This is a genomic window from Zestomonas carbonaria, assembly GCF_904061905.1.
In the GTDB taxonomy this organism is placed as follows: Bacteria; Pseudomonadota; Gammaproteobacteria; order Pseudomonadales; family Pseudomonadaceae; genus Aquipseudomonas; species Aquipseudomonas carbonaria.
Genome location: NZ_CAJFCI010000039.1, coordinates 66,994 through 86,213 on the forward strand (window position 1 = coordinate 66,994; position 19,220 = coordinate 86,213).

General features: G+C 68.7%; 15 protein-coding genes and 1 tRNA gene. 5 read left to right on the forward strand and 11 right to left on the reverse strand.

Features of this window, described 5'->3' with window-relative positions; all coding sequences use genetic code 11:
- Positions 1 to 24: 24 nt before the first annotated feature.
- The gene (locus PSEWESI4_RS09660) at positions 25 to 702 is read left to right on the forward strand and encodes a M15 family metallopeptidase (protein ID WP_187670991.1); all 678 of its coding nucleotides are present in this window, start codon (positions 25 to 27) and stop codon (positions 700 to 702) included.
- Positions 703 to 784: 82 nt separating this feature from the next.
- Here the strand turns inward: PSEWESI4_RS09660 and PSEWESI4_RS09665 are convergent.
- From PSEWESI4_RS09665 to fdnG, 7 genes are all read right to left on the reverse strand, one after another.
- Positions 785 to 880: transfer RNA gene (locus PSEWESI4_RS09665), tRNA-Sec, on the reverse strand.
- A gap of 15 nt (positions 881 to 895) precedes the next feature.
- Positions 896 to 2,815, reverse strand: coding sequence for a selenocysteine-specific translation elongation factor (selB, locus tag PSEWESI4_RS09670; RefSeq protein ID WP_187670992.1), 1,920 nt, complete (start codon positions 2,813 to 2,815; stop codon positions 896 to 898).
- Positions 2,812 to 4,218 carry an L-seryl-tRNA(Sec) selenium transferase gene (gene selA / locus PSEWESI4_RS09675; RefSeq protein ID WP_187670993.1) on the reverse strand — a complete coding sequence of 469 codons (1,407 nt, stop codon included), beginning with the start codon at positions 4,216 to 4,218 and terminating at the stop codon, positions 2,812 to 2,814. Before selA ends, selB begins: the two co-directional genes overlap by 4 nt.
- 50 nt (positions 4,219 to 4,268) lie before the next feature.
- Positions 4,269 to 5,204: a formate dehydrogenase accessory protein FdhE gene (fdhE, locus tag PSEWESI4_RS09680; RefSeq protein WP_187670994.1), complete on the reverse strand. Its 936-nt coding sequence runs from the start codon at positions 5,202 to 5,204 to the stop codon at positions 4,269 to 4,271.
- Positions 5,205 to 5,243: 39 nt separating this feature from the next.
- Positions 5,244 to 5,870, reverse strand: a complete 627-nt coding sequence (locus tag PSEWESI4_RS09685; protein ID WP_187670995.1) for a formate dehydrogenase subunit gamma — start codon at positions 5,868 to 5,870, stop codon at positions 5,244 to 5,246.
- A 162-nt stretch (positions 5,871 to 6,032) separates the two neighbouring features.
- A complete protein-coding gene (fdxH, locus tag PSEWESI4_RS09690) occupies positions 6,033 to 6,959 on the reverse strand; it encodes a formate dehydrogenase subunit beta (RefSeq protein WP_187670996.1) in 927 nt (308 codons plus the stop codon).
- A gap of 8 nt (positions 6,960 to 6,967) precedes the next feature.
- Positions 6,968 to 10,042, reverse strand: a complete 3,075-nt coding sequence (gene fdnG, locus PSEWESI4_RS09695) for a formate dehydrogenase-N subunit alpha (RefSeq protein WP_187670997.1) — start codon at positions 10,040 to 10,042, stop codon at positions 6,968 to 6,970.
- A 257-nt stretch (positions 10,043 to 10,299) separates the two neighbouring features.
- Between fdnG and PSEWESI4_RS09700 the strand changes: the two genes are divergently transcribed.
- On the forward strand, positions 10,300 to 11,556 hold the full coding sequence (locus tag PSEWESI4_RS09700; protein WP_187670998.1) for a DUF1835 domain-containing protein: 1,257 nt from the start codon (positions 10,300 to 10,302) through the stop codon (positions 11,554 to 11,556).
- Positions 11,557 to 11,635: 79 nt separating this feature from the next.
- Positions 11,636 to 12,085, forward strand: coding sequence for a DMT family transporter (locus PSEWESI4_RS09705; protein ID WP_187670999.1), 450 nt, complete (start codon positions 11,636 to 11,638; stop codon positions 12,083 to 12,085).
- 67 nt (positions 12,086 to 12,152) lie between these two features.
- Here the strand turns inward: PSEWESI4_RS09705 and PSEWESI4_RS25555 are convergent, their stop codons facing one another.
- Complete coding sequence (locus PSEWESI4_RS25555) at positions 12,153 to 14,084, reverse strand: methyl-accepting chemotaxis protein (protein WP_187671000.1); 1,932 nt, start codon at positions 14,082 to 14,084, stop codon at positions 12,153 to 12,155.
- A 247-nt stretch (positions 14,085 to 14,331) separates the two neighbouring features.
- On the opposite strand from PSEWESI4_RS25555, the gene PSEWESI4_RS09715 reads away from it, so the two are divergent.
- On the forward strand, positions 14,332 to 15,462 hold the full coding sequence (locus PSEWESI4_RS09715) for a GGDEF domain-containing protein (RefSeq protein WP_187671001.1): 1,131 nt from the start codon (positions 14,332 to 14,334) through the stop codon (positions 15,460 to 15,462).
- A 6-nt stretch (positions 15,463 to 15,468) separates the two neighbouring features.
- Here PSEWESI4_RS09715 and pbpC read toward each other — a convergent pair whose 3' ends face one another.
- Positions 15,469 to 17,808: a peptidoglycan glycosyltransferase PbpC gene (pbpC, locus tag PSEWESI4_RS09720; protein WP_187671002.1), complete on the reverse strand. Its 2,340-nt coding sequence runs from the start codon at positions 17,806 to 17,808 to the stop codon at positions 15,469 to 15,471.
- Between the two features lie 4 nt (positions 17,809 to 17,812).
- On the reverse strand, positions 17,813 to 18,310 hold the full coding sequence (locus PSEWESI4_RS09725) for a GNAT family N-acetyltransferase (protein ID WP_187671003.1): 498 nt from the start codon (positions 18,308 to 18,310) through the stop codon (positions 17,813 to 17,815).
- 92 nt (positions 18,311 to 18,402) lie between these two features.
- On the opposite strand from PSEWESI4_RS09725, the gene PSEWESI4_RS09730 reads away from it, so the two are divergent.
- Positions 18,403 to 18,696 carry a hypothetical protein gene (locus tag PSEWESI4_RS09730; protein ID WP_187671004.1) on the forward strand — a complete coding sequence of 98 codons (294 nt, stop codon included), beginning with the start codon at positions 18,403 to 18,405 and terminating at the stop codon, positions 18,694 to 18,696.
- A 101-nt stretch (positions 18,697 to 18,797) separates the two neighbouring features.
- On the opposite strand, the gene PSEWESI4_RS09735 is transcribed toward PSEWESI4_RS09730, so the two are convergent.
- Complete coding sequence (locus PSEWESI4_RS09735; RefSeq protein ID WP_187671005.1) at positions 18,798 to 19,136, reverse strand: endonuclease domain-containing protein; 339 nt, start codon at positions 19,134 to 19,136, stop codon at positions 18,798 to 18,800.
- Positions 19,137 to 19,220 lie beyond the last annotated feature (84 nt).

Sequence of the window (19,220 nt, forward strand, 5' to 3'; positions counted from 1 at the left end):
GCGAACCGGGAGGGCAGGATGAAGATGAAAAAGCCCCAGACCTTCGCACTCCTCCTCGCCCTGCTCCTCCTGCTGGCCGCCTGTGCGACGCAACGCCCGGACGGCTTCGTCCACCTCGACCAGATGCTGCGCTCGGCTACCTACGACGTGCGCTACTACAACGGCGACAACTTCGTCGGCACCCGCATCGACGGCTACGAAGCCGGCCGGGTACTGCTCAGCCGCGAAGCCGCGAGCGCCCTGGCGGCGGCCGAACAGGAACTGGAGACAGAAAGCCTGCGCCTGAAGATCTTCGACGGCTACCGCCCGCAACTCGCGGTGGAACACTTCAAACGCTGGGCCGCCGACCCGCACGACACCCGGATGAAAGACCGCTTCTACCCCGACCTGGAGAAACAGGACTTGTTCCGCCTCGGCTACATCGCGGAACGCTCCGGCCACTCACGCGGCAGCACCGTCGACCTCACCCTGGCCGACGCCGGGACAGGCCAGGAACTGGACATGGGCAGCCCCTTCGACTTCTTCGGCCCCATCTCCCACCACGACACCCCGCTGATCACCCCGCAACAGGCCCGCAACCGCGAACGCCTGAGAAACTTGATGATCCGGCACGGCTTCAGGCCCTATGCGGAAGAGTGGTGGCACTACACGCTGGAGAACGAGCCTTATCCCGACAGCTATTTCGACTTTCCGGTGCGGTAAGACGATGAGGTTGTAGGAGCCAGCTTGCTGGCGATCATTGGCAACGCAACGGCATCGCCAGCAAGCTGGCTCCTACAGGGATTGGCGGAAGGCAGTGAGAGTCGAACTCACCCAGGAACGGCTGCCGTCCCCCACCGGGTTTGAAGCCCGGCCACGCCACCGGGCGTGATTGCCTTCCGTGTTCGTTGTCCGGTCAGGGATCGCCGGGGTTCATCATCGCCAGCGCCGAGTCGGTCCTGACCTTGCGTTCGTTGCCGTGTCGGCGAGTAAAGCCGATGCGGTCGAAATATTCGAGTATCTGGATGCCGCGCTTGCGGCCGATGGCGATGCGGTCGCGGAAAGCGGCGGTGCGGATGACGCCTTCCTCATCCTGCAATCGCAGGACCTGCGCGGCCAATTGGCGGATGGTCGCATCCGGGTAGAACAGGTCCTTGACCACCTGGTGCAGCAGGCCGAGGCGCGCCAGTTTGCGTAGCAGCAGTCGCACGGCGGCTTCGTCGGCCTTCAACTCGCGGGCCAGGTCGCGGACCCAGGGTGGGTCGAAGGCGCCGGCTTCCAGTAGCGGCCAGAGGCGCGTCCTCAATGCTTCGTCGGCGGCGTTGAGTTGTACCTGGTGGTCGGGCAGGTGCAGCCAGGGGCCGCTGGCCTGGATGTCGCCGGCGGCCAGCGCCTGTTCCAGCAGGGCGATGAACACCGGCCGCTCCAGTTGCGGCAGGGCGTAGCGGCGCAGGCGGTCGCGGTCGGGGCCGAGTTCGTCGGGCTGTTCGGTGTGGAAACGCGCCAGTGCCGCCAGCAACTCGGTTCCCAGGGCTTCCCAGCGTTCCGTGGCGAATAGCCGTGCCCCCAGGCGGGTGGTGATTTCGAGGACGCCTTCCGGCAGTCGCCAGGTGCTCGGCGCACGGTTGAACTGGCGCTCCAGCACGTTCGGATCGAGACCGTTGGTGGCGGTTTCCAGCAGCACCGGCAGCGCCGCTTCCAGGCTGGACTCGCGCAGGGCCGCCAGTTGCGTCAGGCGCGTCGGGCTGCGCCGATCCCTGGCCGGGGCGAAGGGGTCGAGCACCCGGCCGCCGCCCAGGGTGCGTTGCGCCGACTGGTCGCGCAGCACCAGTCGATCGCCGTGCACCGCGTGGGCCGGGGCGTTGAGCAGCAGTTGGGCGAAGCCGCGCTCGCCCGGCGCCAGGCGCTCGCCTTCGAGCAAGGCGACGCGGGCGGTGACGTCCTGGGCGCCGAGGTGGACGTGCACGGGCGTCCAGTGCGCCAGTTCGCGCGCTTCGCCCGGCAGCAGGTGCAGGTCGATGTCGAGGCGCGTGGTCGGTGCGTGCAGTACCGGCGCCAGCAGCCAGTCGCCGCGCCGGATGCGCTCCACCGACAGGCGTTCGCCGGCGATGTTCAGCGCCACCCGCTGGCCGGCCCGGGCGGTCTCGGCGACGCGGTTCTGCGCGTGCAGGCCACGCACCCGCACCCGTTGGCCGGAGGGGCTGAGCAGCAGTTCGTCGCCGATCCGCACCTCGCCGGCGAAAGCGGTCCCGGTGGCCACCACGCCGGCGCCGGAAACGCTGAAGGCGCGATCCACCGCCAGGCGAAAATGCCCTTCGGCACTCCGGGCCTCCAGTACCCACGCTTCTTCCAGCAACGCCGCGCGCAGGGCATCGACCCCCTCGCCCGTCAGGCTCGACAGCGGGTGGATCGGCGCCCCGGCCAGCGGTCCGTTGGCCAGCAGCGCGGCGATCTGTTCGCGCACTTCGTCCACCCGCTGCGGCGTGGCGCGGTCGCATTTGCTCAGCGCCACCAGCGCGCGCGGGATGCCGAGCAGTTCGACGATCGCCAGGTGCTCGCGGGTCTGCGGCATCACACCGTCGTCGGCGGCCACCACCAGCAGCACCAGGTCGATGCCGCAGGCGCCGGCCAGCATGTTGTGGACGAAGCGCTCGTGGCCGGGTACGTCGATGAAGCCGGTGAGCTGGCCATCGCCGAGGTCGGCGTAGAGGTAGCCGAGGTCGATGGTGATGCCACGCGCCCGCTCGGCCGGGCGGCGGTCGCCCTCGATGCCGGTGAATGCGCGCAGCAGCGCGGTCTTGCCGTGGTCGATGTGCCCAGCGGTGCCGACGATCAAATCCCGGCCTCCGTCAGCAGCGGCAACTGGGCAAGGAACGCCGGCTCGTCGTCGAGCTGGCGCAGGTCGAGCCACAAGGCGTCGTCGTCGAGGCGACCGAGCACCGGGATCGGCAGGGTGCGCAGGCATTCTTCCAGTTGTCGCAGCGCCCTGCCCCGCAACCGCCTGGGTTGCAACGGACGAATGCAGAGCGCGGCGCTGGGCAGGCGTGCCACCGGCTGGGCGCCGCTGCCGATCATGCCCAGGGCGTTCTCGGCGCCGACCTGCCAGCCCTCGCCGAGTTGTGCGGCCAGCAGTGGAGCAAGGCGCTCGGCCTGGGCGCGGATGTCCGCCTGCGGACGGCTGAGCAGGCGCAGGGTGGTCAGCCGCTCGGCCAGCCGGTCGGGGTCGCGGTAGAGGTTGAGCACCGCTTCCAGCGCCGCCAGGGTCAGCTTGTCGACACGCAGGGCGCGCTTGAGCGGGTTCTTCTTGATCCTGGCGATCAGCTCCTTGCTACCGAGGATCAGCCCTGCCTGCGGACCGCCGAGCAGCTTGTCGCCGCTGAAGGTGACGATGTCGGCGCCGTCGGCCAGGGCTTCCTGCACGGTCGGTTCCTTGGGCAGGCCCCAGCGGGTGAGGTCGACCAGGGTGCCGCTGCCGAGGTCTTCCAGCAGCGGCAGGCCGTGGGCATGGGCGATGCCGGCCAGGTCGCGGGTCGCCACGCTGGCGGTGAAGCCCTGCACGCTGTAGTTGCTGGTGTGCACGCGCATCAGCAGGCCGGTGCGCGGGCCGATGGCGGCTTCGTAATCCTTGGCGTGGGTGCGGTTGGTGGTGCCCACCTCGACCAGTTTCACGCCGGCGCGGGCCATGATGTCGGGAATGCGGAAGGCGCCGCCGATCTCGATCAGTTCGCCGCGCGAGATGACGCCTTCCTTGCGCGCGCCCAGGCTGTTGAGCGCCAGCAGCACGGCGGCAGCGTTGTTGTTGACCACGGTGACCGCCTCGGCGCCGGTCAGCTCGCGGATCAGGCCGGTGATCAGGTCGTCGCGGTCGCCGCGCTTGCCGCTGGCCAGGTCGAACTCCAGGTTCAACGGATAGCGCGCGGCCAGGGTGATCGCCTCGATGGCTTCGTCCGGCAGCAGCGCGCGGCCGAGGTTGGTGTGCAGCACCGTGCCGGTGAGGTTGAAGACCCGCCGCACCCGGCTGGCGTGGTGGGCGGCCAGGCGTTCGCCGGCGCGACCGGCGAGCACCGCGTCGCTCAGCTCGACCTCGGCGAGCTGGCCGTGACGCACCGGCTCGCGCAGTTCGTCGAGCAGGTCGCGCAGGGTTTTCAGCAGGGCCTCGCGGCCGTAGCGCTGTTGCAAGGGCTGGCAGGCCGGGCTGCGCAGCAGGCGGTCGATGGAGGGCAAGCGAATGGCGGTCAAGGCACGAACCTCGCGACGATGGACCGTTTGTCAGTGTAGGCAATGGCGCTTCAGTCTTCTCCACCGGGCGCCAGCAGCAGGTTCGGCGCGCGGCGCAGGTAGCCCTCTTCGGCCAGCAGCAGGTCGAGCGCCAGACTGGCCAGGTCGTCGGCCTGTGCTTCGGCTTCTGGCGCGTGCTCGCGGTAGAACTGCTTGAGATAGCCCTGGCAGTTGGGGCAGGCCTCGGCGCGCAGCGGCGCCTGCTCGGCGGCGCGGTCGTCGCGCTCCAGCGACAGGTAGGCGAGTTGCTTGCTCTCCTGGCAATAGCTGCATTTGACCCGCACGTAGTGCCATTGGCAGGAGCACAGCGAGCAGGCCAGGTAGCGCAGGCCGTTGTGCTTGCCGCGATGGTGGATGACCCCGGCCACCGGCGGCGAACCGCAGGCCGGGCACAGGGTCTGCGACTCGCTCTCCACCAGCAGCCCTTGCGGCAGGGCCAGGAGCAGGTGGCTGAAGGCGACTTGCAGGGCCGCGCCGAGGAAAGGCACCAGCGCCGCCGGCAGCAGGTCGAACTGGCCGCTGAGCAGGGCGATGGCCCAGGCCTTGCGCTGGCCGGGATCGGCTTGCCGCAGTCGGGCCAGGGCGTCCGCCACCGCCGGGCTGGCGCCGGGTTCGAGCTCATCCAGCAGTTGGTCGAGCAGCCCCAGCCAGGCGTCTTCGCGCACGGGTCCGTCGTAGGCCAGCGGCGGCATGCCGTGCTCGAGGCTGCGCGCCAGCGCGTCAGGGTCCGGGGACGGCAGTCGCGGCGGTGTGTCGAGCAGCCGTTGCTGGGCATCGCAGAGCCTGGCGATCAGGCGCAGGTAGTCTCCCAGCGGATGCCCTTCGGCCAGTTGCCGCAGGCGCTCGGCGCGGCGGGCGAACAGGTCGGCCGGCGGCAGCAGGATGAAGGGCGGGATGTTGGCGGCGGCTTCGATCTGCCCGGGTTCGAGAATGGTGGTGCCTGACACGCAGGACTCCTTGCGTTGTGTATTGGGGAAACCAAAAACCTACGGTTCGCGTCCCTTGCTCACGTCCTTCAGCCAGCCGCCATGGTGCTTGCGCGCCCAGCCACGGCTGACCCAGCCGGAGAGCATCGCGCCCATCGAGCCTTTGACCCAGAAGCCGGCGTAGATGTGGACGATGATGCTGCAGATCAGCACCCAGGCGGCGAAGGCATGCAGCAGCGCGGCAAGGCGGATGATGTCGATGCCGAACAGGTGGCTGAAGTACTGGCGCCAGATGATGAAGCCGGTCACCAGCAGCACCAGCATGCTCAGCAGCAGGACCCAGAACAGCAGTTTCTGGCCGGCGTTGTAGCGGCCGACTTCCGGCAGCTTTTCCTCGCGGTTGTTGACCACGTCGCGCCACTGCTTGAGCCATTGCAGGTCGCGGCGCTCGATCCAGTTGTGATGGGCGAAGCGCATGGCCAGCCAGAGGAAGAACAGGAACATGCCCAGGCCGAGGAACGGGTGCAGGATGCGCGTCCACGGTCCGCCGCCGAACAGGTGGCTGAGCCAGAACAGCGCCGGGTGGAACAGCGCCAGGCCGGACAGCGCGGCGAGCACGAAGAGGATGGCCACCGCCCAGTGGTTGCTCCGCTCGGAGGCGGTGTAGCGCTGGATGTCTTTGTTCATCGTGGACTCCTGATGCTGTGGGGTTCACGAGAGGTCGGCCCCTCACCCCAGCCCTCTCCCGAGGGGAGAGGGTGTTTGCGCGTGCCCTGGCGATACACCATGCCGGCTCCCGGTAAATGGTGCGCACGGCGCACCCTACGGTTTCGCTGCATGCGACCTCCGCTACGGCCGTGGCTCACGCGGGTCATAGTCATGCACCGACGGATCGACCTGGCGCACCGCCGGGTCGGGGCCGTGCTCGTCTTCCTCGACCACGTTGCGGCCGACCCGCACGTAGTGGAAGAAGCCGAACAGAGCGACCAGGCCCATGCCGAGCAGGCCGAGCGGCTTGGTGACGCCCTTCCACAGGCTGACCATCGGGCTGATCGCCGGCTCGTCCGGCAGGCCGGAATACAGCGACGGCTTGTCGGCATGGTGCAGCACGTACATCACGTGGGTGCCGCCGACGCCTTGCGGGTCGTACAGGCCGGCCTGGTCGAAGCCGCGCGACTTCAGGTCCTCGATGCGCTCCTCGGCGTGGTGCTTCATCGCATCCTTGGTGCCGAACACGATGGCGCCGGTCGGGCAGGTCTTCACGCAGGCCGGCTCCAGGCCCACCGAGACGCGGTCGGAACACAGCGTGCACTTGTAGGCCTTGTGGTCCTTCTGCGAGATGCGCGGGATGTCGAACGGGCAACCGGCAATGCAGTAGCCGCAGCCGATGCACTTGTCCTGGTTGAAGTCGACGATGCCGTTGGCATACTTGACGATCGCCCCGGGGCTCGGACAGGCCGCCAGGCAGCCGGGCTCCTCGCAGTGCATGCAGCCGTCCTTGCGGATCAGCCACTCCAGGGTGCCGGCCTCGGTCTCGTGCTCGCTGAAGCGCATCAGCGTCCACGACTCCGCGGAGAGGTCCGCCGGGCTGTCGTAGGTGCCGTGGTTCTGGCCGACTTCGTCGCGCAGCTCGTTCCATTCCGAGCAGGCGACCTGGCAGGCCTTGCAGCCGATGCACTTGGACACATCGATGAGCTTGGCCACCTCGTCGACCCGGCGCACCGAGGGCATCGGCGTGGTGGTCGCGGAGCGGGCAGTGATGTCTTGGCTACTCATGGTTCACCTCATGCCTTTTCCACGTTGACCAGGAACGACTTGAACTCCGGTGTCTGCGTGTTGCCGTCGCCGACGAAGGGAGTCAGGGTGTTGCTGATGTAGCCGTTGCGCGCCACGCCGGAGAAGCCCCAGTGGATGGGGATGCCGACCTGGTGCACGGTCTTGCCGTCCACCGTCAGCGGCATGATGCGCTTGGTCACCACCGCCACCGCCTTGATGTAGCCACGGTTGGAAGCGACCTTGACCCGCTCGCCGGCGACGATGCCCAGCTCCTTGGCCAGCGCCTCGCCGATCTCGACGAACTGTTCCGGCTGGGTGATCGCGTTGAGGCGGCAGTGCTTGGTCCAGTAGTGGAAGTGCTCGGTGAGCCGGTAGGTGGTGGCCACGTAGGGGAACTCGTCGGCCTTGCCGAACACGTCCATGTCGCCCTTGAACACCCGCGCCGCCGGGTTGCAGGTGGCCTGCGGGTTGTCCGGGTGCAGCGGGTTGCGGCCGATCGGCGTCTCGAACGGTTCGTAGTGCTCGGGGAACGGCCCCTCGGCCATCTTGTCGACGGCGAAGAAGCGCGCCACCCCTTCCGGGTTCATGATGAACGGGCTCATGCCGTCTTCCGGCGGCGAGTCGGCCTTGAAGTCGGGAACGTCGGTCCCCGCCCAGGCCTTGCCGTTCCACCACACCAGGCGTTTCTTCTCGGGGTCCCAGGGCTTGCCGCTGGGGTCGGCCGAAGCGCGGTTGTAGAGAATCCGCCGGTTGGCCGGCCACGCCCAGGCCCAGCCGAGGGTCTGGCCCATGCCGTAGGGGTCGGCGTTGTCGCGCCGCGCCATCTGGTTGCCCTGCGCCGTCCACGAGCCGCAGAAGATCCAGCAGCCACTGGCGGTGCTGCCGTCGGCGCGCAACTGGGCGAAACCGGCCAGTTGTTCGCCAGCCTTGGCCAGCAGCGCGCCGGTGGCCGGGTCGGTGAGGTCGGCCAGGGCCTTGCCGGAGAACTCGCGGGCCAGCTCTTCCGGCGTCGGGTCTTCCGGTTGCAGGTAGGGCCAGTCGAGGTTGAGGATCGGCTCCGCATAGGCACCGCCGTCCTTGCGGTACATCTCGCGCATGCGCTGGAACAGACCGGCCATGATGGCGATGTCGGTACGCGCCTCGGCCGGCGGCTCGGCGCCTTTCCAGTGCCATTGCAGCCAGCGGCCGCTGTTGACCAGCGAACCGTTCTCCTCGGCGAAGCAGGAGGTGGGCAGGCGGAACACCGTGGTCTGGATGTTCGCCGGGTCGACATCGTTGAAGTCGCCGGCGTTGTGCCAGAACTCCGAGGTGTCGGTGGCCAGCGGGTCCATGATCACCAGGTACTTGAGCCGGGCCAGGGCGGCACCGACCTTGGCCTTGTTGGGGAAGGCGGCGATGGGGTTGAAGCCCTGGCAGAAGTAACCGTTGATCTTGCCCTCGTACATCATGTCGAAGACCTTGAGCACGTCGTAGCCGGGGATGTCCAGCTTGGGCAGCCAGTCGTAGCCCCAGTTGTTCTCCGCCGTGGCGTTCTTGCCGTACCAGGTCTTCATCAGGCTGACGTGGAACTTCTCGTAGTTCTGCCAGTAGGACAGTTGCCCCGGACGCAGCGGCTTGGTGGTGCGCTTGGCGATGTACGCGGCGTAGTCCTGCTCGCCGTCCGCCGGCAGGGTCAGGTAGCCGGGCAGCAGGTTGGAGAGCAGGCCGAGGTCGGTCAGGCCCTGGATGTTGGAGTGACCGCGCAGGGCGTTCATGCCGCCACCGGGCATGCCGATGTTGCCGAGCAGCAGTTGCACCATGGCCCCGGTGCGGATCATCTGCGAACCCACCGAGTGCTGGGTCCAGCCGAGGGCGTACATGATGGTCATGGTCTTGCCCGGCGCCGAGGTCTCGGCGATGGCTTCCCAGACCTTGAGCATGGCGTCCTTCGGCGTGCCGCAGATGCTGCTCACCATATCCGCGGTGTAGCGGCTGTAGTGCCGCTTCATCAGGTTGAACACGCAGCGCGGGTGGGTGAGCGTCGGGTCGGTCAGCGCGTAGCCGTCCTCATCCAGCTCGTAGCCCCAGTCCGACTTGTCCGGATAGCTGCGCCGGCCCTGGTCGTAGCCGTTGAACAGGCCGTTCTCGAAGTCGTAGCCGGCCTTCACGATGAAGCTGACGTCGGTGTAGTTGCGCACGTACTCGTGCTGGATCTTGTCGTTCTCGAGCAGGTAGTTGATCAAGCCGCCGAGGAAGGCGATGTCGGCCCCGGCGCGGATCGGCGCATAGAAGTCCGCCACCGAGGCGGAACGGGTGAAGCGCGGATCGACCACGATCAGCCGCGCCTTGTTGTGCGCCTTGGCTTCGGTGACCCACTTGAACCCGCACGGGTGCGCTTCGGCGGCGTTGCCGCCCATGATCAGGATCAGATCGGCGTTCTTGATGTCGACCCAGTGGTTGGTCATGGCTCCTCGGCCAAACGTCGGGGCAAGACTTGCCACCGTCGGGCCGTGTCAGACACGCGCTTGGTTGTCGAATCCCAGGATCCCGAAGGAACGCACCACCTTGTGGGTGATGTAACCCGCTTCGTTGGACGAGGCCGAGGCCGCCAGGAAGCCGGTGCTCAGCCAGCGGTTCACCGTCTGGCCGGCGTCGTTCTTCTCGATGAAGTTGGCGTCGCGGTCTTCCTTCATCAGCTTGGCGATGCGGTCCAGCGCCTCGTCCCAGCCGATGCGTTTCCACTCGTTCGAGCCGGCCTCGCGCACCTCGGGGTACTTCAGGCGGTTCGGGCTGTGGATGAAGTCGAGCAGGCCGGCGCCCTTCGGGCACAGGGTGCCACGGTTCACCGGGTGGTCGGCGTCGCCTTCGATGTGGATGATGTTCTGCGCGACGTTCTTCGCCCCGTCACCCTGGCTGTACATGATCAGGCCGCAGCCGACCGAGCAGTAGGGGCAGGTGTTGCGCGTCTCGATGGTCCGCGCGAGCTTGAAGTGGCGGACCTGGTCGGCGAAGGCAGTGGGCGGTGCCACTCCCAGTGCCGCCAGGCTCGATCCTCCAAGGCCCACAGCGCAGACCTTGAAGAATTGCCGACGGTTCATATCCATCGTGCGTCTCCTGAATCAGGCGGTGATCCCGGTACGTTGCCGGGGTCTTAACCTTTCTAAAGATAGTCCAGCGAGGGCACAGCGCCAGCCGGACCCCGCCAGGCCCCGTGCCAGACGGGTGCGAGTGGGCTATAGTGCGGACCGGCGTTCGCCACGCCACCCGTCCGCGGAAAGGGCTGCGCCCAGGCTGCACATCGCCGATTCCGTCATACGACTCCCGGCCTCCCAGCGGACCAGGCCACGCACGAGGGGCTCGTATGTCCGATCACACCCGCTTTGCCTCGGCCTGCACCGATGGCCGCATCAACCTCGAACAGCAACGCAAGCGCGCCAAGGAATTGCTGCGTAGGCTCAAGGCCGACGCCCCGGATGCCTGGCAGGCCATGCGCGCCCATGGCGTCGCCGCCAGGCCGGACGACGTGCGCCTGGCCGACGCGCAATGCCTGATCGCCCGGCAACTGGGCTTCGCCAGTTGGCCCAGGCTCAAGACCCACATCGACGCCATCGACTTCGCCGCGCGCCATCCCGGCTTCGTCGCCGACGACGAGGCCGGCACCCTGCACCTGCGCTGCGGCAACGACATTTCCCACAGCCTGCGCCTGGCCGGTTTCCAGGGCGAGTTCCAGACCTTCATCGACCCGCTGGCGATGGGCCCGGTGCCGGACCTGCCGCTGGACGACTTCCTCGCCGTGCGCGCCGACTTCATCGCCCGCAGCTTCGACCTGGAGCGCGCCCGGGTACTGGCCGACGAACGACGCGAGTACGCCCTGATCGAGCGCCTGCACGAGTATCCGCGAGTGGTGCTGTGGTGCGAGGCGGACGCCTACGACCAGTTGTTCCTGGTCCGCATACTGGCCGGCCTGCGGCGCCCGCCGGCGCGCCTGGAGCTGATCGGGATCGACCGGGTGCCGGGTGTCGAGCGGTTCATCGGCATCGGCCAGTTGGCGCCCGACCTGCTCGCCTGGTTGTGGCCGCAACGCCGGGCGCTGGGCGAAGACGCTCTGGACCTGGCCCGCTGCGCCTGGGCCGCCTACAGCAGCGCCGACCCGCGCGCCTGGGCGGCATTGGCCCATGCACCGACACCCGCCCTGCCGCTGCTCGGCCCGGCGCTACGCCGCCAGTTGCGGGAGCTGCCGGGGCTGCGCGACGGCCTGTCGCTGACCGAGCGGCTGAGCCTGCGAATCGTCGCCGAACTGGGCGAACCGACCTTCGGGCTGGTCTTCGCCCACCTGATGCAGCACCACGAGCCACTGCCCTGGCTGGGCGACCTGATGCTCCACGCCCTGCTGCGCCCGCTGATCGACGCGCCGACGCCGCTGCTGATCGAGCAGCAGCCCCAGCTACCCTGGGCGAAACGCCCGCTGTCCCTGACCGACCTGGGCCGCCAGGTGCTGGCCGGCGAACGCCACTGGCTCGACTGCCAGGCGCCGGAACGCTGGGTCGGCGGCGTATGCCTGCGCGCCGGGCAACCGAGCTGGTGCGTGGACGACGCGCTGCAACCAACCCTACGGTGAAATGCTCCGCATTTCGTATACGGAAAAGCCTGCTTCTGGCGGCATAATTGCCGCCCCTTTTTCTGCCTGGAGACCGTCCATGCCCGCCCCCGCCTGGTGGTTGCTCGCCCTTCCCCTCGTCGCCGGCGCCTGCCTGCCGCTGCAGGCCGGGATCAACGGCCAGTTGGCCAAGCACCTGACCAGCGTGTTGGCCGCCGGCTTGATCTCCTTCACCGTCGGCACCCTGGCCCTGTTGCTGGTGGTGCTGGCGCAACGCGAGATGCCAGGTTTCGGCGTGCTGCGCGGGGTGAGCTGGTGGCAGTGGTGCGGCGGCTTCCTCGGCGTGTTCTTCATCGTCACCGCCGCCTTCGCCGGGCCACGGATCGGCGCCCTGCTGTTCATGGTGCTGGTGATCGCCGGCCAACTGGGCATGGCCGTGCTGCTCGACCACTTCGGCTGGGCCGGCTTCCGCGAGGCGCCGATCAGCCTCGGCAAGATCGCCGGACTGCTCCTGATCGTCGGCGGCATCTGGCTGATCCGCCGGGGCTGAATGACGCCCCCCGCAAACGCGGCCTGGCACAGCCCCGCGCCCGCAACTCGACGTCGCCCCCGCAAGCCTAGAGCCGGAAGCTCCCCATCTGCCGCGCCAGGTCGTCGGCCAGCGCGCGCAGGGCCCGGCAGTCGGCCTGGCAGCGCTCGGTGTCGGCGGACGTGGCGTGGGCCAGGTCAGCGATGCCCTGCACATTGCGGTTGATCTCCTCGGTGACCGACGACTGCTCTTCGGTGGCCGCCGCCACCTGGGTGTTCATGTCGCTGATCCGCTCGACCTGCTCGGTGATCGCCCCCAGCGAGGTGCCGGTGCGCTGGCTGGCTTCGACGCCGGTGCCGGTGGCCGCCTGTCCCGCCTGCATCGAGCCGACCGCGCTGTCGGCTCCGCTCTTCAGCCGTTCGATCATCCGCTGGATCTCTCCGGTGGACGCCTGGGTGCGGCTGGCCAGGGTGCGCACCTCGTCGGCGACCACCGCGAAGCCGCGACCCAGCTCGCCGGCACGCGCCGCCTCGATGGCGGCGTTCAGCGCCAGCAGGTTGGTCTGTTCGGAAATGCCATGGATCACCGCCAGCACCTGGTCGATGGAGGCCACTTCCCGGGCCAGCTCGCCGACCGCCGTCGAGGCATCGCCGATCTCGCCGGACATCCGCTCGATATGGGCGATCGAGTCGCCGACCACCTGGCGCGCCTGCAACGCCTCGTGGCGCGCGCTCTGCGAGGCTTGCGCGGCCTGGCTGGCGTTGCGCGCGATCTCCTGCACGGTCAGGCCCATCTCGTGCACGGCGGTGGCCACCATGTCGGTCATCTCGCGCTGGCGACCGGCGCGGCCGGCGGTGTTCTCCACCACCTGGGCGACCTGCTCGACCGAGCCGCGCAGGCGCTGACTGGTGGCCAGCACCTCGCCGATCAGGCTGCGCTGGCTTTCCAGGAAGCGGTTGAAACCACGCGCCAGGTCGCCCAGCTCGTCGGCGCGCGACTCGTCGAGGCGGCGGGTCAGGTCGCCACCGCCTCCGCCGATCTCCACCAACGCGGCGGTGACCTGCCGCAGCGGACGTACCAGCCCGCGCGCCAGCCAGGCCACCAGGCCGAGGAACAGCAGGGCCACGCCGCCGCCGACCAGGCTGGTGAGCAGCAGCGCGCGGCGCGCCTCGGCGTAGATTTCCGCTTCCGGCACCTCGCTGACCAGCAGCCAATCGATGCTCGCGAACTTCTGCGCCACCGCCAGGAAGTCCTCGCCATCGCGCTGGAAGCGCACCGCCCGGCCATCACCGACCAACAGTTGGCGGGTGGCATCGGCACCGATCAGTCCGTCCAGGCTGGCGCTGCCGCTCAGCGCGGAATCCGGGTGCACCTTGACCCCGCCCCGGCCGTCGACCAGGAACACCTGGCCACGCTCGCCGAAACGGAACTCGCCGATCATCCGCGACATGTCCGCCAGGTCGTAGCCCAGCCCGGACACCCCCAGGGTCTTGCCGTCCCGCTCGATGCGCTGGTTGATGAACAGAGTCGGCAGGCGGGTGGTCTTGTCGATGTCGATTTCCAGCACCCGGTCGCGATCGCTGTCGACCAGCCGGTAGAACCACTGGTTCTCCGCCTGGCTGCGGTCGATGGTGCGCGCCAGCCCCGCGCCGGTGGTGTAGTTGCCGCTGGCCAGGGCGGCGATGGAGGTGGTCCTGGCGTTCTGCTGGGCGCGCACGCCCTCCAGGTAACGGGCGAACTCGTCGCGCCGCGCCGGGTCCTCGCCGGCCGCCAGCCAGTCCTGCACCAGGCTGTTCCCGGCGATGGAGGCATTGGCGGTGATCGGCGCGGTAAGCACCCGCTCCAGATCGTTGCGGATCGCCTGCACCCGCGCCGGCAGGGCCTCCTCCACCAGGTAGCGATCGGCCAGGCGATCGACCACCCAGGCGTAGATGCCGATGACGAGGAGGATGCTGATCAGCAGGGCGGCGCCCATGCCGAGGGTCAGTTGCCATTGGATGCTGCGTTGCCAGATGCGCATGGTCGGTCCCGTATGGAAATGATTGCCTGCGCTCGGGTTATCGGCCGCCGGGAACGGCGGCTTTATAGTTGTATACAAAAATAAATACAAACACGCACAAAAGTACCAGCTACAGGGTCGACACCGATGGGGACATTCGACGCTGGCAGCCCTCGAAATATATAAACGACGGAATACCGGCACATTGCTTCCATTGCACCAAGAGCGACGTTATGCTGTCACACGGCCGAATTTGTGATCACAGCACATGGCACCCGACCCTCGTCTCCCTCCATCCGATTACTTCGCTCTCTGGCGGGAGTCCCAGGACACCCTGACCCGCACGCGCCTGGGCGGTATCTACTATCTGCTGGCCTGGCTGCTGACCTGGGGCTTCTCCACCGAACCCTCCGCGCTGCTGCCCCTCGGTATCGCCGGCAGCCTGTTCTTCACCCTGCTGCTGACATTGCGCTGGCTGCACTGCCTGCCCGTGCAGGAGAACGAAGCCAACCTGCGGCACTGGATAGACCGCCACTGGACCCTGATCTTCATCACCGCCCTGGGCTGGGGACTGGTGCACGCCTGGGTCCTGTACAGCCCCGAATTCGAAGCCTCGCGGCTGATCGCCACCCTCAGCACCCTGGCCTTCAGCACCGCCATGGCGTTCACCTTCTCCATGCGCAAGCGGCGCTGCGTGACCGCCCTCCTGCTGCTCTACCTGCCGGGCCTGGCGGTGCTCGCCCTGCAAGCGCGCGAGCAGATGGCCGTCCTGGTGACCCTGGCGCTCTACCTCAGCTACCTGCTGCTGGTGCTCAATCGCAGCCATCGCGAGTACCACGCCAGCCTCGCCCTGAAGCAGCAACTGATCGAGCAGCGCGAACGCTTCGAGCAGCTCAGCCGCACCGACACCCTGACCCAGTTGGGCAACCGACTGCAGTTCAACGGCCTGTTCCCGTCCATGGTCGCCAGCGCGCGACGCCAGCGGACGCCCCTGTCGCTGGTGCTGCTGGACATCGACCTGTTCAAGCGCATCAACGACGAGTTCGGCCACGCCAGCGGCGACGCCTGCCTGTACGCCTTCGCCGAGCACATGCGCCGGGTGTTCCGCCGCGACAGCGACATCCTGCTGCGCCTGGGCGGCGAGGAGTTCGGCGTGCTGATGCCGGGAACCCATCTGGAACAGGCCCACGAGTTGGCGGAACGCTTCCGTGGAGAACTGGCCAGCGAAGGCTTCGAACTGCACGGCCAGCACCGGACACTGACCGCCAGCCTGGGCGTCGGCAGCTTCGACCCTGAACGCGACGACAGCGCCGAAGCCTTCTTCAAGCGCGTCGACGACGCCCTCTATCGCGCCAAGGCCGACGGCCGCAACCGCCTGACCCTCGCCATCCCCGGCTGATCCGGCTCAGTCGGAAACCCGGAACTCCACCCGCGCGGTCTGCCCGCTTTCATCGAGCACGCTCAACTGGTAGCGGCCCGGGCGCGGCAATGCCTGGCTGACCGGCGCATCCGCCATGCTCTCGGCTACCGGCGCGCCGTCGAGGAACCACCAGCGCCGCCCGCCGCCACCCAGGGCGGACAGTTGCAGACGCAACGGCTCGGCGCTGGAAGCCGGGCGGCGCAACTGGTCGCCGGGGCGCACGCCGACGATGGATAGAGGCGCCGGCAGCGGCTCGGCCAGCGCCGGGCAATCCGGGTCGATGGCGGGCAGCCGCGCCGCGCGGCGCTCACGACGCGGCAGCCAGGGCTCCAGGGCGGCCGGCCAGAACGCCAGCTCATGGGCGCTGGCATCGGGGCAGCCGGGCGCGACGCGCAGGCCCGCCGGGTTCAGCCAGACGGTCTGCCGCAGCCCCAGGCCGAGCGGCTGGTCGGCCGCCGGCAGGGTCGGCGGCACGGTGCCGTCGAGGGTCCAGGCGAAACGCTGGCGACGGCAGTTGGGATCGTTCCTGGGCATCGCCTGGCCGAGCGGCCAGCAGATCGCCGCCACGCCGATGCCGGCCGGTACCGCGTCCACCGGCTGGGCGATGCCGCGCTGGCCGTCGCGGTTGACCAGCAGGTCGTGTACCTGCAACAGCAGCGGCGCCGCCGAAGCAAGGCCGAACTGGCCGGGCACCGGGGTGCCGTCCGGGCGGCCGAGCCAGACGCCGATCAGGTAGCGCGGACCGACGCCAATCGCCCAGGCGTCGCGGAAGCCGTAGCTGGTGCCGGTCTTCCAGGCCAGGCTGGGGCGCTGCGCCAGTTGCGCGCGCGGGTCGCGATCCGGCCGCGACTGGCCGCTGAGGATGCGCCGCACGATCCACGCCGCGCCGGGCGAGAGCAGGCGCCGCTCGTGCAATTCGTCCTGCGCTTGCAGGCGCGGCCGCGCGGTCTTGCCGGCGCGGGCGAAGGCGCTGTAGCCGGTGACCAGGTCCTCCAGCCGCGCGCCGCCGCCGCCGAGGATCAGCGCCAGGTTCGGCTCGGCCAGGGGCGGCAGGGCGAGCGGCAAACCAGCGCCGCGCAGTTCGCCGGCGAAGCGCTTCGGCCCGTAGGCTTCCAGCAACTGTACCGCCGGCAGGTTGAGCGAGGTGGCCAGCGCCTCGCTGGCCGACACCGGGCCGGTGAAGCCGCTGGAGAAATTGCCTGGCCGGTAGTCGCCGTAGCGGCGCGGCACGTCCTGCAACAGCGACGCGGAATGAATCAGCCCGGCGTCCATCGCCATCCCGTAGAGGAAGGGTTTCAGGGTCGAGCCGGGCGAACGCAGGGCCTGGACCATGTCGACATGGCCGAAGCGCCGCGCGTCGTTGATGTCGACCGAACCGAGGTAGGCGCGCACCGCCATGTTCTGCGCCTCGACCACCAGGATGCCGGCCGAAGTGGCTTCCGGCAGACGCGCGCGCCAGCCAAGCAGCAGGTCCTCCAGGCGACGTTGCAGCGGTGCATCGATCAGCGTGCGGATCAGCGGCGGGCTGCCGGGGCGGTTCAGGCGCCGCGCCAGCAGCGGGGCGAGGCGTGGCTCCTGGCGCGGGGCGAGCAGCACCGGCTCCTCCAGCGCCTCGTCCACCGCCGCCCGCGACCATACCTCGAAGGCGGCGAGGCGCTGGAGCACCTTGTCGCGCGCTGCCTGGGCGCGTCCGGGATGGCGATCCGGACGCAGCCGGCTGGGCGCCTGGGGCAGCACCGCGAGCAACGCCGCCTCGCTGCGGGTCAACTGCCCCGGCGGCTTGCCGAGGTAGGCCCAACTGGCCGCCGCCACGCCCTGCAGGGTGCCGCCGAACGGCGCGCGGTTCAGGTACAGGGCGAGGATTTCGTCCTTGGAGAGGTGCCATTCCAGTTGCGCGGTGCGCCACAACTGCTTGAGCTTGCCCGGCAGCGAGCGCGAATGCGGATCGAGCAGCCGCGCCACCTGCATCGACAGGGTGCTGCCGCCGGACAGCACGCGCCCGCCACTGAGGTTCTGCCAGGTGGCGCGCGCCAGGGCCAGCGGGTTGACGCCGGGATGCCGGTAGAACCAGCGATCCTCGTAGGTCAGCAGCGCCTCCAGGTAGTACGGCGACACCTCGTCGGCCGTCACCGGGTAGCGCCACACGCCGTCGGCATCGGCGAAACGCCACAGCGGCGTGCCGTCCTCGGCGAGCACCACGCGGGCCAGGTCGTCGCCCGGCAGGGGCAGCGGAAACAGGCGATCGGCCGCCCACAGCAGGAGCAACGCCAGCAGCGGCCAGCGGCCCCAGCGCCAGACGCAGCGCCTCCCTGCGCGCCAGTTCATCGGCTCAGTCCGTCAGCCGCCGGCCGACGATGACCAGGTCGCGTTCGACGCCATCCAGCACGGCGACGCGCGGCAGCTCGCCCCAGCGCTGGAAGCCATAGCGCTCGAACAGTCCCAGGCTCGGCAGGTTGTGGCCGAAGATGAAGCCGAGCAAGGTATCCAGTTCCAGCTCCGGCGCGATGGCGATGGCCTGCTCCAGCAGGTAGCGGCCGAGGCCCTGGCCCCGGAAGGCTTCGTCCAGGTAGATGCTCAGCTCGGCGGTGCGCGCGTAGGCCGGGCGGCCGTAGAAGTCGGAGAAGCTCAGCCAGCCGGCGATCTCGCCATCCCGCTCCACCACCCACATCGGCCGCCGCCCGGTGTGCTCGGCGAACCAGCGCTCGCGGCTCTCGACGCTGACCGGCTCGAGGTCGGCGGTGACCAGTCGCGAGGCGACGGTCGAGTTGTAGATCGCGACGATGCGCGGCAGGTCGGCACGGTTGGCCGGACGGTGTTGCCAGGACATGGAATACTCCAGCGAAACGACGAGGGAACTCGCGGCGGGCGCGAGCGGCCCAAGATGGAACAGGACAGGCCCTGAGTTCAAGGACACCGACGATGCGCGTAGAAAGCTTTTTCGAATGGCTCGGCGAAACGCTGGGCGCGATCATCCGTTTCATCGTCGAGGGAATTGGCGGTTTCTTCGCCCAGATCGGCCGCGCCGGCGCCGACTTCCTCGACGGCCTGGCCCGCGCGCTGGGCATGGACCCCACCTGGCTGAGCATCCTCGCGCTGATCATCGGCCTGTTGCTGCTGGTCCACGCGGTGCGCGCGTTTCTGCGTGGCTCGGTGGTGTACGGGTTGGTGGTGCTGTTGGTGGGGTTGTGGATGTTGAGTTTGTTGATTGGCTAGAACAGCGGCCCTCTCCCCCGACCCCTCTCCCGTAAACGGGAGAGGGGTGACTGGGCTGGCCGCATCCGGGTGAAGATCACTTCCCATTGTGCTGGAACACTTTATGGGAGAGGGCTGACAGCCAGGCGAATCGCCTCCAGAACAGCCTCCGTTTCTCCCAGCACCTCATGGTTCCAGAACCGCAGCACCCGGAAGCCGCGCGCCTGTAGATAGCGGTCGCGCGTTCGATCCCGCTCTGCTTGCTCCTGATGCTGCCCGCCATCCAGTTCGATGACCAGAAAGCGTTCCAGGCAAACGAAGTCGACGATGTAGGGGCCGACAGGCTTCTGCCGCCTGAACTTGAGCCCCATGAAGCGGTGGCCGCGCAGGTAGTACCAGATCCGTGCCTCGGCATCGGTCATGTTGCTGCGCAGCCGCTTGGCGTTTTCGCGCAAGCGCATGAAAGCCTCCTTGCTTTCGTTCCTTGCCCTCTCCCCAGCCCTCTCCCATAAATGGGAGAGGGAGCCGTCCGAGCCGGAGGATAC